At 72.8% G+C, this 14,131-nt stretch carries 14 protein-coding genes; 6 read left to right on the forward strand and 8 right to left on the reverse strand.

Features of this window, described 5'->3' with window-relative positions; genetic code table 11:
* Positions 1–116: 116 nt before the first annotated feature.
* Together AC07A6_RS01815 and AC07A6_RS01820 are read right to left on the reverse strand one after the other, a co-directional pair.
* Entirely contained in the window at positions 117–1,298 is a 1,182-nt protein-coding gene (locus AC07A6_RS01815) for a cytochrome P450 (RefSeq protein WP_125815589.1), read from the reverse strand.
* Positions 1,295–2,005 (reverse strand): cyclodityrosine synthase, encoded by a 711-nt coding sequence (locus tag AC07A6_RS01820; RefSeq protein ID WP_478775660.1) that lies wholly within the window; start codon positions 2,003–2,005, stop codon positions 1,295–1,297. Before AC07A6_RS01820 ends, AC07A6_RS01815 begins: the two co-directional genes overlap by 4 nt.
* A 340-nt stretch (positions 2,006–2,345) precedes the next feature.
* On the opposite strand from AC07A6_RS01820, the gene AC07A6_RS01825 reads away from it, so the two are divergent.
* The 4 genes from AC07A6_RS01825 to AC07A6_RS01840 all read left to right on the forward strand — a co-directional run bounded on the left by AC07A6_RS01825 (position 2,346) and on the right by AC07A6_RS01840 (position 6,074).
* Entirely contained in the window at positions 2,346–2,912 is a 567-nt protein-coding gene (locus AC07A6_RS01825; protein WP_362458700.1) for an RNA polymerase sigma factor, read from the forward strand.
* A complete protein-coding gene (locus AC07A6_RS01830; protein WP_478775661.1) occupies positions 2,909–3,895 on the forward strand; it encodes a CU044_5270 family protein in 987 nt (328 codons plus the stop codon). Before AC07A6_RS01825 ends, AC07A6_RS01830 begins: the two co-directional genes overlap by 4 nt.
* A gap of 102 nt (positions 3,896–3,997) precedes the next feature.
* On the forward strand, positions 3,998–4,738 hold the full coding sequence (locus AC07A6_RS01835; protein WP_478775662.1) for a response regulator transcription factor: 741 nt from the start codon (positions 3,998–4,000) through the stop codon (positions 4,736–4,738).
* Between the two features lie 148 nt (positions 4,739–4,886).
* Entirely contained in the window at positions 4,887–6,074 is a 1,188-nt protein-coding gene (locus tag AC07A6_RS01840) for an MFS transporter (protein WP_478775663.1), read from the forward strand.
* Here the strand turns inward: AC07A6_RS01840 and AC07A6_RS01845 are convergent.
* The 5 genes from AC07A6_RS01845 to AC07A6_RS01865 all read right to left on the reverse strand — a co-directional run bounded on the left by AC07A6_RS01845 (position 6,071) and on the right by AC07A6_RS01865 (position 10,432).
* Positions 6,071–6,910, reverse strand: a complete 840-nt coding sequence (locus tag AC07A6_RS01845; protein WP_478775664.1) for an amino acid ABC transporter ATP-binding protein — start codon at positions 6,908–6,910, stop codon at positions 6,071–6,073. The genes AC07A6_RS01840 and AC07A6_RS01845 overlap by 4 nt on opposite strands.
* Before the next feature lie 7 nt (positions 6,911–6,917).
* The gene (locus AC07A6_RS01850) at positions 6,918–7,718 is read right to left on the reverse strand and encodes an amino acid ABC transporter permease (RefSeq protein ID WP_362458685.1); all 801 of its coding nucleotides are present in this window, start codon (positions 7,716–7,718) and stop codon (positions 6,918–6,920) included.
* Positions 7,715–8,509: an ABC transporter substrate-binding protein gene (locus tag AC07A6_RS01855; protein WP_362458730.1), complete on the reverse strand. Its 795-nt coding sequence runs from the start codon at positions 8,507–8,509 to the stop codon at positions 7,715–7,717. The genes AC07A6_RS01850 and AC07A6_RS01855 overlap by 4 nt, the downstream gene beginning before the upstream one ends.
* A 905-nt stretch (positions 8,510–9,414) precedes the next feature.
* Positions 9,415–9,585 (reverse strand): hypothetical protein, encoded by a 171-nt coding sequence (locus AC07A6_RS01860; RefSeq protein ID WP_478775665.1) that lies wholly within the window; start codon positions 9,583–9,585, stop codon positions 9,415–9,417.
* 184 nt (positions 9,586–9,769) lie between these two features.
* Positions 9,770–10,432 carry a DUF4360 domain-containing protein gene (locus tag AC07A6_RS01865; protein WP_362458674.1) on the reverse strand — a complete coding sequence of 221 codons (663 nt, stop codon included), beginning with the start codon at positions 10,430–10,432 and terminating at the stop codon, positions 9,770–9,772.
* Between the two features lie 269 nt (positions 10,433–10,701).
* On the opposite strand from AC07A6_RS01865, the gene AC07A6_RS01870 reads away from it, so the two are divergent.
* A complete protein-coding gene (locus AC07A6_RS01870; protein ID WP_362458671.1) occupies positions 10,702–11,655 on the forward strand; it encodes a nucleoside hydrolase in 954 nt (317 codons plus the stop codon).
* 5 nt (positions 11,656–11,660) lie between these two features.
* Here the strand turns inward: AC07A6_RS01870 and AC07A6_RS01875 are convergent, their stop codons facing one another.
* Positions 11,661–12,482 (reverse strand): helix-turn-helix transcriptional regulator, encoded by an 822-nt coding sequence (locus AC07A6_RS01875; RefSeq protein WP_478775833.1) that lies wholly within the window; start codon positions 12,480–12,482, stop codon positions 11,661–11,663.
* Positions 12,483–12,623: 141 nt separating this feature from the next.
* Between AC07A6_RS01875 and AC07A6_RS01880 the strand changes: the two genes are divergently transcribed.
* Entirely contained in the window at positions 12,624–14,042 is a 1,419-nt protein-coding gene (locus AC07A6_RS01880) for an MFS transporter (protein WP_362458668.1), read from the forward strand.
* Positions 14,043–14,131 lie beyond the last annotated feature (89 nt).

Genomic DNA, 14,131 nt, shown 5'->3' on the forward strand with positions numbered 1-14,131 from the left:
CCGCCCCCTCCCCCCCCCCCCCCCCCCCCCCCCCCTCCCCCCCCCCCCCCCCCCCCCCCCCCCCCCCCCCCCCCCCCCCCCCCACGGCCTGGGGCTCGGGTCCGGTCAGACGGTGGTCACCACATCACCGGCAGGCGCTCGGGCAGGCGCTTCATGAAGCCCGTGCGCCACACGAGCTGCTCGACCGGCACGGCCAGCCGCATGCGGGGCATGGCCTTGAGCAGGGCGAGCAGCGCGGTCTCGGCGTGCTTCTTGCCGAGGGCGGTGGCGGGGCAGTAGTGGGAGCCGCCGCCGAAGGAGAAGTGGGCGGAGGAGTTGGCGCGGGTGAAGTCGAGGCGGTGCGGGTCCGGGAAGACGGAGGGGTCGAAGTTCGCGCCCTCGGGCAGGACGAGGACCAGCTCGCCCGCCTTGACCTGGACGTCGCCCAGGGTCATGTCCTCCATCACCAGGCGCGGCAGGCCGTCGCCGATGGAGAGGTTGATGCGCAGCAGCTCGTCCACGGCCTGGGGCATGAGCTCCGGGTGGTCGGCCAGGTAGTCGGCCTCCTCCGGGTGGGTGAGCAGGGTGACCAGCGCCATGGCGAGGAAGCCGGCGGTGGAGATGACGCCCGCGCCGAAGAGGGTGACGCCGACCGTCGCGAACATCTCGTCGGAGACGTGCTCGTAGCCCTCGGTGCCGCGCAGCTTGGCGAGGTCGCCGACGAGTCCCTGCTCGGTGTCGTCGAGGCGCGCCTTCATGTAGGCGATGTCGCGGTCCCAGTTCAGGCGCGCGGCGGGGATCTCGGTGGCGCTGTTCATGAAGGCGATCGGCAGCGACTCCGCGAGGAGCGGGGCCGCGTCGTGCGGGATGCCGAGGATCTGGCAGTGCATCGCCTCGGAGAACGGGTCCGTGAACATGGTGCGCACGTCGACGGGGGCACCGTGCTGGAGCATCCGCTCGACCAGTTCGGCGGCGTACTCGTCCATCCACTGCTGGAGGCCCGGGGACTTGGGGTTGATGGCCTTCATGACGGCCTTGCGCAGGCCGGCGCCGGTGATGTTGCCCATGTTGTTGACGACCTCCGGGGGGATCGTCAGCGCGTACTGGCGGGGCACACCCGGGTCGGAGGTGTTCTTGAGGCTGAACCGGTCGTCTTCGAGGACCTGCTTGACGAGCTCGTAAGAGGAGACGAGCCAGGCCTCGGCGCCGGCGATGGTGCGGACCTTCACCACCGGGGGCAGTTCGTCGACCTGGGTGGGCAGGTGCGTTCCGTCCCACGTGAAGGGGAATTCGAGGATCGGCTCCGCGTGGGTGGTCACAGCTGGTCTCCTTCGGTGGCGGGGGTGACGATGGCGTGGCCCTGGTTGCGGGAGGCCCGCAGTCCGGCGCCGCGCGAGTAGAGCAGGTCCGCCATCGGCAGCGCCTGGTGGTAGCAGTTCAGCGACGAGGGGACGCCCAGGATCGCGGGGGTGTCGAGGAAGAGCGGCGCCTCGGCGCACACGTAGTCCAGGCAGACCGCCCGCTGGTGGGCGGTGGCCTTCTCGCCGCCGAGGACCTTCGACGACAGGAAGATGTCGACGAGTTCGTTGCAGGTCTGCGCGAACGCCGGGTCGGTGTGCAGCCGTTCCAGCAGGTCGGCGTGCATGGCGTCGTAGGCGGGGATCCCGCGCAGCGAGGACATCGGCCTGCCGCGCAGGCGAGTGCCCGACGGGTCGATGTCGGCGACGGCGTTGGTCACCTTGGCGCGCACGCCGCGCAGGTTCTTGACGGTCTTTCGGCGGGCCTCGTCGGGGGGATAGCCCATGGCCTCGTACATCTCGGCCACGTGCAGGTCGGTGTAGATCAGGTCGGCCTGCTCGAAGTTGTCGAGCGCCCATTCGGCGAGGGCGTGCACACGCTGGGCGGAGAAGTAGGAGTTGCCGGGAGAGATGCCGATGACGGCGTGGCCGCCTTCGTCGGCGATGACCTGGCAGTGCGGTGTGTACGCGTCGACACGGAAGGCACTGGTTCGAGTGGCTGTTGTCATGGGAGTGGTCGCATCCCTGTCGCCGCGATTCCCCGCGCGGACCCCGTGTCCCGGGTGCGGCGGCGACGAGCTGAAGCTATACGAACACTTGAGGCCCCGGACGATTACCGTGCAGTTCGTCTCGGTTACTGAAACCGTATGTTGCCCGAGTCAACTGCAACGGCCTGTAAGCGTGTGGATCCGGACCGTAAAGTGACGTTCCGACACATCCACTGGCGGGTCGGCCCTTTCGAAGGCAAGCTTCCGTTTTGAGCGGTATCCGCGGTTCCGTTGCGTCGGCGGGCACGTCGCGTGACCGGAGTCACATGCAACGGGGCGGGTTCCGCGGACACTTCCCAGCGTGAAACCCCAACAGTTCGCGGACATCTACGACGAACACGCCCACGCGGTGTTCGCGCACGCCGTCCGCATGACCGGCGACCGCGCCGGAGCCGAGGACATCGTCTCCCTGACCTTCCTGGAGGCCTGGCGGCTGCGCGACACGCTCGACGGCGTCACCAGCCGGCGGGCCTGGCTCTTCGGCGTCGCCACGAACGTCATCCGCAACACCCGCCGGGCGGCCCGCCGCCACCGCGAGGCCATGACGCGGCTGCCGCCTCCCGAGGCGGCGCCCGACGTGGCGGAGGCGGTCGTCTCCCGCCTCGCCGACTCCGCGGAGGCCGCCGCCGCGCTCGCCGTCCTCGGCCGGCTGCGGCGCGCCGACCGGGAGGTGCTGCTGCTGCACGTGTGGTCCGGCCTCAGCCACGAGGAGGTGGCCCGGGCGTGCGGGGTGCCCGCGGGCACCGTCCGCTCGCGCCTCTCCCGCGCCCGCGCCCGGCTGCGCGTCCTCGTGGCCGCCCACCTCGCCCAGTCCCCGACCCGCGGGCAGCTCCCCGCGCCCCGACCCGCCCGGGAGGGAAACCTGTGAACCCCGCCGACGAACCCCTCGGGCAGCTGCCCGGCCTCTCCGACGCCGAACTGCCCTTCCCCGGACGGGCCCGGCTCCGGGAGCACCTCGTCCGGGAGGCGCACGCCGAGCCCCGACCCGCGCGGTCCCGGCGGCGTGCCGTGCTGCTCCTCTCGGCGGGCGCCGCGGCCTGCGCCGTCACCCTGGCCGTCACGCTCGGCACCACCGGCTCCGGCGGGCCGTCCGCCGCCGCGCCGCCCGATCCGGCGGCGGTACAGCTGCTCGACCGAGTGGCGCTGACGGCCCAGGAGGCCCCCGCTCCGGCCGTACGGGACGGCCAGTTCCTGTACACGCGCACGACCGGGCACTCCACGGCGCTCTCGGAGGTGCCGGGCGGGGCGATGGAGGCCTCGCGCACGGACTCGTCCGGGGAGCGCTGGCTGTCGGTGGACGGCTCGGCCGCTCCCGTCGAGCGGACCGCAGGCGGCGGCACGAGGACGCTGCCCTGGGACGGCGTGAGCAGGGCCACCCTCAACGGCCCCACCTACCGCTTCCTCGAATCCCTGCCCACGGACCCCGGCAGGCTCCTGGAGCTGATCTACGCCGACGCCCGCCTCAACCACGGGCCGGGGTCGGGCTCCACCGTCGGCCCCGACCAGGCGGCGTTCGTCGCCATCGGCGACCTGCTGCGCCAGATGGAGGCCCCGCCCGGGGTGAGCGCCGCCCTGTACCGCGCGGCGGCCCGCATCCCGGGGGTCGTGCTGGTTCCCGAGGCGACCGACGCGGCGGGGCGTTCGGGCGTGGCGGTCGCCCGGGTGCACAAGGGCGAGCGGACGGAGTGGATCTTCGACAGGAGCAGCCTGCGGCTGCTGGGCGAGCGGACCGTCGTCCTGGAGGACAGCTCCTGGGGGAAGGCGGGCACGGCGGTGACCTCGGTGGCCATCGTCGGCCGGGGCGTCAGCGACCGGGCCGGGGAGACCCCGGCCGTGGTGCGCCCCTGGTAGGGCACGGGTGGGGCACGGGTGGGGCACGGCTGACGGGCGGGAGCCGCGCCGAGCGGACCGGGTTGCGGATGCCCGTGCGCGTCCCTCGCCCATAGTGGGGCCATGGAGCCCGAGTCCGAGTCCGAGACCGCGTCCCCGTCCGCTTCCCCGTCCGCGTCCGTGTCCGCGTCCGCGAAGACCCCGGTCCGCGTGGTGCTCGTCGAGGACCATCCGCTGTTCCGCACGGGCCTGCGGTCGGCGCTGGAGAGCGCCGAGGACGTCGTGGTGGTGGGCGAGGCCGAGACGATCGCCGCTCTGGCGGGCGTGGTCGAGGAGGGCCGGCCGCAGGTGGTGGTGATGGACCTGTCGCTGCCCGACGGGTCGGGCCTGGAGGCCACCCGCCGGCTCGCCGAGGAGCACCCCGGGGTGTCGGTGCTGGTGCTGACGATGGCGGACGACGACGGCACCCTCCTCGCCGCCCTGCACGCCGGTGCCCGCGGCTACCTGCTCAAGGGGGCCGGACGGCAGGAGGTGCTGCACGCGGTGCGCACGGTGGCCGCCGGGGGCGCGGTGTTCGGGCCGGACGTGGCCGCGCGGATCGCCGTGCTCGCCACCGGGGGCGGCCGGCGCGACGCGGAGCGGCTCTTCCCCGCGCTGACGGCGCGCGAGGTCGAGGTGCTCGACCTGGTCGCCCGCGGCCACGACAACCGGCGCGTGTCCCGGGAGCTGTTCCTGGCGGAGAAGACCGTACGCAACCACGTGACCCGCATCTTCGAGAAGCTCGGCGTCACCACCCGGGCCGAGGCCGTCGTCCGCGCCCGGGACGCGGGGCTCGGCGCGGGTGACGCACCGGACGGGGACTGAGGCCGGCCGCTCGGGGCCGGGGTAATGCCGCAGCTCAGCGGGGTGTCCGGCGGGGCGCGGGGCCGGTGGCGTGGCGGGTGGGCGACGTCCCGGCGATTCGGGCGCGCGGGGCGGGGCCGGGGTGGGGCGCGGGGTTACCGTCGGCGGCATGGACCGGATGCGCCGGGGCTGGCGGCAGTGTGTGCTCGGCGGGGCGGTGTTCGCCGTGTGCATGGCGGGCACCACGCTGCCGACCCCGCTCTACGGCCTCTACCAGGAGAAGTTCGGCTTCTCCGAGCTGACCGTCACCGTGGTGTACGCCGTCTACGCCTTCGGGGTCATCGGCGTGCTGCTGCTGGCCGGCAACGCCTCCGACGCCGTGGGCAGGCGGCCGGTGCTGCTGGCGGGGCTGGGGTTCGCGGCGGCGAGCGCCGGGTGCTTCCTCCTCGCCACCGGAGTGGGCTGGCTGTACGCGGGGCGGCTGCTGTCGGGGTTGTCGGCCGGGCTGTTCACCGGGGCGGCCACCGCCTACGTGATCGAGTCGGCCCCGCCGGGCGGCGGCGGCCGGGCGACGTTCGTGGCGACGGCCGCGAACATGGGCGGGCTGGGCTGCGGTCCGCTGCTGGCGGGGCTGCTCTCGCAGTACGCGCCCCGGCCGCTGTACCTGCCGTTCGAGGTGCACCTCGCCCTGGTGGCGGTCTCGGCCGCCGTCCTGCTGGGGCTCGGGGAGACCGTACGGCAGCGGCGGGCCCTGGCCACCGTACGGCCGCAGCGGCCGGGGCTGCCGCCGCCGGTGCGGCCGGTGTTCGGGCCGGCGGCGATCGCCTCGTTCGTGGGGTTCGCGCTGTTCGGGGTGTTCACCTCGGTCAGCCCGGCGTTCCTCGCGCAGTCCCTGGGGGTGCACAACCGCGCCGTGAGCGGGCTCGTCGTCGCGCTGGCCTTCTTCGCCTCGACGGCGGGGCAGGTGGCGGTGGGCCGGGTCGGTGCGCGGCGGTCGCTGCCGCTGGGCTGTGCGGGGCTGCTGGCCGGGCTCGCGCTGCTGGCGGGCGCGTTGTACTGGGACCTGCTCGCGCTGGTGGTGCTGAGCGCGCTGGTGGGCGGGGCCGGTCAGGGGCTGGCGTTCCGCGGGGCGCTGTCCGTGGTGGCGTCGGCCTCGCCGCCGGACCGGCGCGCCGCGGTGATCTCGACGCTGTTCGTGGTGGCGTACGCGGGTATCTCGGTGCCGGTGATCGGGGTGGGCGTGCTGGTCGATCCGCTCGGGCTGGAGGGCGCGGGGCTGGTGTTCATCGCCTGCATGGCGGTCCTGGTCTCGGCCGCCGGAACCTATCTGCTGCGACGGTCGGGAACCCCCTCCTAGGCCCGGGACTCCGGCGGGGCGTCGCCGTCGGCCGGAGCCTCGGCCGGTGCCTCGACCGCCGCCGGGTCGAGGACGCGGTCGAGGAAGTTGCGGGTGCGTTCGTGCCGCGGACGGGTGACGACCTGTTCCGCGGGCCCCTGTTCGACGATCACGCCGCCGTCCATGAACACGACCCGGTCGGCGACCTCCCGGGCGAAGCTCATCTCGTGGGTGACGACCATCATGGTCATCCCCTCCCCCGCCAGGACGCGCATGACCGACAGCACCTCGCCGACGAGTTCCGGGTCGAGCGCCGAGGTCGGCTCGTCGAAGAGCATCACCTCCGGTCCCATGGACAGGGCGCGGGCGATGGCGACGCGCTGCTGCTGGCCGCCGGAGAGCTGGGCCGGGTAGGCGTCTGCCTTCGCGGTGAGGCCGACGCGTTCGAGGTTCTCGCGGGCGACGGCGGCGGCCCGTTCCTTGCCGGTGCCCAGGACCCTGCGCTGCGGGAGCGTGAGGTTGCCGGTGACGCTGAGGTGCGGGAAGAGGTTGAACTGCTGGAAGACCATGCCGATGCGGCGGCGCGCGGCGTCGATGTCCACGTCGGGGTCGGTGAGTTCCGTGCCGCCGACGAAGACCTGGCCGCCGGTCGGCTCCTCCAGCAGGTTCACGCAGCGCAGCAGGGTGGACTTGCCCGAGCCGGAGGGCCCGATGACGCACACCACCTCGCCGCGGCCGATGTCGAGGTCGATGCCGCGCAGGACGTGGTTGTCGCCGAAGGACTTGTGCAGTCCCCGGATCTCGATCTCCGGGCGGTCGCTGCCCATCGTGTCCCCCGTTCCCGTGGTCTGTGGCATCGGTTCCTCACGTGGCCTTGTCGGCACGGGCCTCTAGCCGGCGCACCACGAAGCTCAGCGGCACGGTCACGAGGAGGTAGCACAGGCCCGCGACGAGGATGGGGGTGGAGTTCGCGGTCTCGCTGGCGAGGTCCCGGCCGAACTTGGTCAGTTCCCGCTCCTCCAGCGTCACGCCGAGGAAGAGCACCAGTGAGGAGTCCTTGAAGAGGAGGACCAGTTCGTTGGTGAGCGGGGGGATGACGATGCGGAACGCCTGGGGGATGACCACCGACACCATGGCCCGGCCGTGCGAGAAGCCCAGTGAGCGGGCGGCTTCCATCTGCCCCTTGGGGACGGCCTGGATGCCGGCGCGGATGGTCTCCGCCATGTAGGCGGCGGCGACCAGGCCGAGGCCGAGCGCGACCTTCCCGTACGTACCGCCGGGGATGGCGGTGCCGGGGAAGGCCAGGGGGACCGCCACGCCGACGAAGATGAAGATGAGCAGGGCGGGCAGGCCCCGGAAGAGCTCGATGTAGACGCTCGCGACCCAGCGGTAGGGGGCCACCGAGGACAGCCTCATCAGGGCGATGACAAGGCCGAGCACCAGCCCGAACAGGAACCCGGAGAGGGTGTACACCACCGTGTTCCGCAGGGCGATGGTGATGATCTCCGGGAAGAGCCTGGCCGCCAGGTCGGTCTGCGCGAACTGGTTCTGCAGCCGGCCCCAGTCGGCGAGTACGCCGACCAGGACCAGGACGGCGACGAAGACCGCGTACTGGACGCCCTGCCAGACGCGGCGCCGCTGCCGCCGGGTGAGCCGTGAGGTCACGACGTCGCCTGGGGCAGCGGGCCGATCCACTGTTCGTAGATCTTCTTGTAGGTGCCGTCGGCCTTGGCGTCGGTGACCGCCTTGTCGATCGCGGCGAGGAGTGCGGTGTTGCCCTTCTTCACCGAGAAGCCGTACTTCTCGCCGGTCTCGATGTTCTGTCCGAGGACAAACTCGGCGGAGTTCTTCGGGTCCTTGAGCCAGCCCTGGACGACCGGGTAGTCGATGACGACCGCGTCGACCTGGCCGGTGCGCAGGCCGTTGAGCACCGCGTCCGAGCTCTCGAAGGCGACCGGGTTGAAGCCCTGGGCCTTGGCGTAGCTCTCGCCGGTGGTCTCCGCCTGGGCGCCCAGCTTCTTGTTCTTGGCCTTGAGGTCGGCGAGGGAGGTGATGCCGCTCTTCTTCGTCGCCAGCAGGGCCTGGGTGGCGTCGAAGTAGGGGACGGAGAAGTCGACGTTCTTCTTGCGCTCGTCGGTGATGGTCATGCCGGCCGCGGCGAGGTCGCACTGGCCGGAGTTGAGGAAGGCACCCGTCTTGAAGTTCTCGAACGGCGTGTCGAGGATCTTCTGTTCGACTTCGAGCTTCTTCGCGACCAGGTCGATCAGGGCCACGTCGAAACCGACGACCTTGCCGTTCTGCTCGAACTGGAACGGCGGGTAGGGCAGGTGGGTGCAGGTGGTCAGCTTGCCCTTCTCCACGACCTTCACGCCCCCTGCCGCCTCCCCCGGCCCCTCGTCACCCGAGGAGCAGCCCACGGCGAGGAACAGGCCCGCGGCGGCGGCAGCGGCGGCCAGGGCGCGCGGTCGCCAGCGTGAGGGGTGGTGGTGACCGCCGTCGCGGTGACTGCGGTGTCCTTCGGCCGTCCGGAACACGGTTGACCTCCACGGGGGTGCGGGGGGAGCGGCGGTCGCGGAAGGGGACCGTCCGTCGAGATCGTAAGCCCCGGGGGCGCACCGGCAAGGGACCGTGCGCGATGCGGCGCGAAGCGTCCTGCCGCGGCCCGCCGGGCGCGGGAGGGGTCCGGGGGACGGAGGGCGTGCGGCGCTCCCGGCGCGTTCTCGCCCGTACGCCGTCGACGGTCTTCCCGGATTCCCGCCGGGGTGCCCGCCGCACTCGCGGAGAACGCCCTGGTGGAAGCCTTGCCGTGGCCCGGACGGGCGGCCCCGGGGGCGCGTGCGCGCGCTCACCGCGCGTGCGGGACACATGTCGCGGCTGTGGACCTCGTACCGGATTCGGGGCGGAGCACCGCGGATTCCTCCATATGCCGACACGTCGCCACCACCCCGCCGCCCGCGGCCGTCCTTCCCCGCGGCGATTTCCCCACGGCCCCAACAGGCCGGCGCGTCCGGATTTCCACCACGGGTCGAGCGGCCCTCCCTTGGCGTGCAGTGTCGTGCGCTGGGGCGCCAGAGCACGGAAGGCGCATTCCGTTTCCCAGAGGTGGCGCGCCCCTGCACAGCACTCCGTTTCCCCCCGCCGGGGTCAGATCCGCCCGCGCCCGCATGGGTCTGAGCACGGTTCAGGTGACCGAGCCCATGGCGGCCCGCGGAAGCCCGGTCCACGCCGAGGGCGCTCGCCGAGTTCCGGCCGGCCCGCCGGCTGACCATGGAGCGGCCGGCGTACCGGCTGGGCATGGACTCGTCGGAGTACCGCGCCGCGGAGGCGTTCCTCGCGAGCAACCGGAGCTTCCGCTTCCCATTCAGGGCCGGCGCGGGGTCCGCCGGAGGCTCTCGGACCCCTCCTCGGCGGGCCCGGCGGGCGCCTCCGGCTCGTCCAGGTCCTGGAGACCCGGGAAGCGGTACGGGTCGAGCGCCCACTGCGGCGTCCCGGAGGAGAGTCCGTACGTCGGTGCGGTGTTCACGGTGCTCATCGGACCTCCCGGTGGTGGGGTCATCACTGAACGTCACGACTCGTTACTCTCCGCATCTGGTTGCCGAGGCTGGACATTCCCACCCGAACGCCCTCAATGGCATCTCTTCACACCGCCTCCGGGCATGCGCGGGGGCCGCGCCCAGGGGGGATCCCGGGCGCGGCCCCTCGTCGCCCCGCCGGTGTCAGCGCCGCTGCGGGCAGGTCTTCCAGGAGAAGTGGTACACGGTGTTGAAGCTGCCGTCGGTGGAGTCCATCGCGACGAAGCTGGTGGTGTTCGCCGTGTCGGAGGAGCCGGCCTGGGCACGCAGCTCGGTGTTGATGTTCAGGTTCCGCTTGGCCCCGCAGGGGTGGAAGACCAGGGCCTCGACGGGCACCGCGTCCGACACCTGCCAGTTGCCCTCGGTCGGGCCGCTCAGGGTGTGGCTGCGGTATGCCGTCTGCTGCATGCCCTGGAAGTAGTAGCTGGCGTTCTGTGTGGCGCTCGCCCCCTGGGCGAGGCTGGCGAAGCCGCGGTAGTCCGCCTTGGCGATGGCGTAGGTGTAGCCCTGGGGCACGTTCACGCTGAGGCCGAGCTGGCAGTTCTTGCGGAAGTCGGTGGCCTTGGCGTCCTTGCCGACCTGGGCGAGGTACTCGCTGTACGTCACCGTGAAGGCGGTGTTGTCCGGGGAGACCGCGACATTGGCGGTGCCGGGGCGACAGCCGGAGCCGTTGACCTGGACCACGTCGACGGTGATCTGCCCCGGGGGCGCGGGGAACGGCAGGGCGGGCGCGGCGCCCGCGGAGGGCGTGAGGGCGGCAGCGGCGAGCGCGGCGGCCGCGCCGGCAGTGAACACCGTTCTGAGCATGGGGAGTCCTTCCGATCGCTGCTGTGCGTGATCGGCACGAACCGTTCCACACTCCCCGCGGCCATCGGCGCAGGCGCGGCAGCCGCCACCCCCTCCACCCCGCACGCGACCCCCGTCCGGGGCAGTCATCCGACCATCACACCGCGCGCCCGAGGCCGGTGTCCGCCACGACCCGGCCGCCTTTTGGCTCGTAAGGGGCGGCCCGCGCGGCCGTCCGGCGGCAGACTGGGCCGTGTCTTCGGGATCAAGCCCACGAGGAGGTCCGGCGCGTGCCCGTTCCGATCATCATCGACTGCGACCCCGGACACGACGACGCCTTGGCGATCATGCTGGCGGCGGGGGATCCCGCCGTCGACCTCCTCGCCGTCACCACCGTCGCCGGGAACCAGACGCTGGAGAAGACCACCCTCAACGCCCGCCGGGTCCTGACCCTCGCCGGCGTCACGGACGTGCCCGTCGCCGCGGGCTGCGCCCGGCCGCTGCTCCAGCCGCTGGCCGTCGCCGCCGACGTGCACGGCGAGTCGGGGCTGGACGGACCGAGGTTCCCGCCGCCGACGGTGGACGTGGTGCCCGAGCACGCGGTGGACCTCATCCACCGGATCCTCGTCGAGCACCCCGAGCCGGTCACCCTGGTTCCCACCGCCCCACTGACCAACATCGCGCTGCTGCTGACCCGCCATCCCGACAGCGCCGCGCACATCCGCGAGATCGTGCTGATGGGAGGCTCGGCGGGGCCGGGCAACCGAACACCGGCGGCCGAGTTCAACGTCCACACCGACCCGGAGGCCGCCGCCGTCGTGTTCGGCAGCGGAGTACCGGTGACCATGTGCGGGCTCGACGTGACCCACCAGGCGCTGGCCACCCCCGAGGTGCTGGCCCGCTTCGAGGCCCTCGGCACCCCGATCGGCTCGGTCTGCGTGGAGCTGCTGACCTACTTCGCCTCCGCCTACCGCCGGCTGTGGGGCATGCCCCACCCGCCGCTGCACGACCCGGTGGCGGTGGCCCGGGTGATCGACCCGGCGATCGTGGGCTGCGCCGACGCCAACGTCGTCGTCGAACTCCAGGGCCGCTACACCCGCGGCGCCACCGTCGTGGACCTCCACCAGTACGTGGGACGGCCCGTGAACGCGCGGGTCGGCACGACCCTGGACACGGAGCTCTTCTGGGACCGCATGGTCGGCGCGGTCGCCGCCCTCGGCTCCCGCGGCCCCGGCCCGGCCTGAGGGGCTCAGCCGGCCACCGGGTACATCAGGCCGCGCCGCCCCTCGGGCGAGGTCAGCCACTCCAGCTTCTCGGCGGTGTCCGTGCCCGGCAGCGGGGTGTGCAGCACGATCGACAGGTCCGGCCGCGCGGGCACCCGCAGCTGGGTCGACTCCACGTGCAGCGCGCCGACGACCGGGTGCCGCACCTGCTTCTGCAGCTGGCCTCCGGGGCGGATGTCCCGGCGCTTCCACAACGCGGCGAACTCCGGGCTGAGTTCGAGCATCTCCGCGACCACCGCCCGGAACCCGTCGTCCCCGGGGTGCTCCGAACAGGCCGCCCGGAACTGGGCCACGACGTCGCAGGCGTTACGGTCCCACTGCGGGGAACGCTCCCTGTAGATCGGGTCGGTGAAGAAGGCGATCAGGCAGTTCTGCACGGTCTCCGGGCTCATCCCGAAGACCAGCGCGGCAGCGTCGTTGTACATCACGGTGTTCCAGTAGGTGTCCATGATGTGCGCCGGGAAGGGCATCCAGGCTTCGATCAGCCGCCGCAGGCCGTCGCACATGTCCCGGTCCCCCGGGGCCACTTGCAGCGCGGGCGGGTTGAGACCGGCGAGCACGTACAGGTGCCGCCGCTCGGCGCTGGTCAGCTTCAGCACCCGGCTCACGGAGTCCAGCACCTGCCCGGAAACCGTGATGTCGCGGCCCTGTTCCAGCCACTGGTACCAGGACACGCCGACCCCCGCCAGCACGGCGACCTCCTCCCGGCGCAGCCCTGGCGTGCGGCGGCGGGCCCCGCCGTCCGGCAGCCCGGCCTCGGCCGGTGAGATCCGCGCACGCCGGCTCATCAGGAACTCCCGCAGCTCCGCCCGGCGGTGCTGGTCGATCGGCGTTGCCACGAACTCCCCCTGTCAGGCTCCCTGGTGGTGCCACCAACAGGATAAGTTCTCACTCTCCACGGGCATTCCCGGGCCGCGAGGGTGGTGGCCATGACGACAGACACACGGACCCCCGAGGTCAGCGGGCCGCACACGGCGGCTCCCGAGAACGCGCCACGGCTCACCGGCCGGGCCAAGCTGGTCCTCTTCGTGCTCTGCGCCGCCCAGTTCATGGTGGCGCTCGACTTCTCCGTCCTGAACGTGGCGCTGCCCGCGCTCGGCAGGGACCTGGGCCTGAGCCAGTCCGGCCTCCAGTGGGCGGTGACCGCGTTCACCCTGCCCTCCGGCGGCTTCCTGCTGCTCTTCAGCCGGATCGGCGACCTGTACGGCCGCAAGAAGCTGTTCCTGGCGGGCCTCGCGGTCTTCACCGCGGCCTCCCTGCTCGCCACCTTCGCCTGGGACCCCGCCTCCTTCCTGGCCGGCCGGGCCCTGCAGGGCCTGGGGGCGGCCGTCATCGTGCCGACCGGCATGTCGCTGCTGACCACGACGTTCCCCGAGGGCCCGCTGCGCGACAAGGCGCTCGGCATCTCCGGCACCCTGCTGTCCCTGGGCTTCACCGTCGGCATGGTGCTCGGCGGTGTCATGACCGACACCCTCGGCTGGCGTTCGACGATGGGCCTGCTCGCGGTCGCCGGGCTGCTCGTGCTGTTCCTCGCGCCGGGTCTGCTGTCCGAGTCGCGCACCCCGGAGCGGCCGCGCCTCGACGTTCCGGGGGCCGTCACCGTCACCGGTGGTCTGCTCGCCCTGATCTACGGCCTGTCGACGGCGGCCGAGCGCGGCTTCGGCGGCACGGACGTCCGGGCCGCGCTGGCGGCGGGGCTCGTCCTGCTCGCCGCGTTCGTGGTGGTGGAGTCGAAGTCCCCCGCCCCGCTGGTCTCGCTGCCGATGCTGGGGCGGCGCACGGTGGCCTGGGGCAACATCGGCGGCCTGGTGACCTTCTCGATGATGTCGACGGTCGTCTTCGTGCTGACCCTCTACCTCCAGGAGACGCTGCGCCTGTCCTCCTTCCTGACCGGGCTGGTCTTCGGCGTGCAGGGCGTCACCTCCGCCCTGGCCGGCGCGTACGCCCCCCGGTTCATCGGCCGCTTCGGCGCCCGCCCCGTCCTGATCGGCTCGCTGCTGGCCCAGGGTGCCTTCACCGCGGCGCTGCTCGGCACGGGCCCGGAGTCGGGGGCCCTGCTCGCGGCGCTGGCCGTGTCGGTGGCCAGCATGGGCCACCTCGGCGCGATCATCTCGTACGGGGTGATCGTGACGAGCGGTGTCCCGGACGAGGAGCAGGGGCTCGCCACCGGGCTGGTGACCACCACCCAGCAGGTCGGCCTGACCGTCGGCATCCCGCTGCTCGGTGTCCTGGCCACCACGCAGGAGGCGCTGTTCGACGGGGTGCGGCTGGTCCTGGCGATCGACGCGGCCGTCGTGATCGCAGCGGCCGTGCTGGTCGCGGCCGGCCTCGGCCGGCGGAAGGCCTGACGCGCGGCGGAGGCCGGCCCCGGGTGCGGGGCCGGCCGTTGTCGCTATGCGGTGGTGGAGAGGAAGGGGCTGTGGAGTCCGGCCGGGGC

The organism is Streptomyces sp. NPDC044002, from assembly GCF_056434525.1.

Coding starts and splice junctions, on each gene's coding strand:
- AC07A6_RS01820 (WP_478775660.1), bottom strand. CDS start 2,005: ATGACAACAGCCACTCGAACCAGTGCCTTCCGTGTCGACGCGTACACA.
- AC07A6_RS01835 (WP_478775662.1), top strand. CDS start 3,998: ATGGAGCCCGAGTCCGAGTCCGAGACCGCGTCCCCGTCCGCTTCCCCG.
- AC07A6_RS01840 (WP_478775663.1), top strand. CDS start 4,887: ATGGACCGGATGCGCCGGGGCTGGCGGCAGTGTGTGCTCGGCGGGGCG.
- AC07A6_RS01845 (WP_478775664.1), bottom strand. CDS start 6,910: ATGCCACAGACCACGGGAACGGGGGACACGATGGGCAGCGACCGCCCG.
- AC07A6_RS01860 (WP_478775665.1), bottom strand. CDS start 9,585: ATGAGCACCGTGAACACCGCACCGACGTACGGACTCTCCTCCGGGACG.
- AC07A6_RS01865 (WP_362458674.1), bottom strand. CDS start 10,432: ATGCTCAGAACGGTGTTCACTGCCGGCGCGGCCGCCGCGCTCGCCGCT.
- AC07A6_RS01875 (WP_478775833.1), bottom strand. CDS start 12,482: ATGAGCCGGCGTGCGCGGATCTCACCGGCCGAGGCCGGGCTGCCGGAC.
- AC07A6_RS01880 (WP_362458668.1), top strand. CDS start 12,624: ATGACGACAGACACACGGACCCCCGAGGTCAGCGGGCCGCACACGGCG.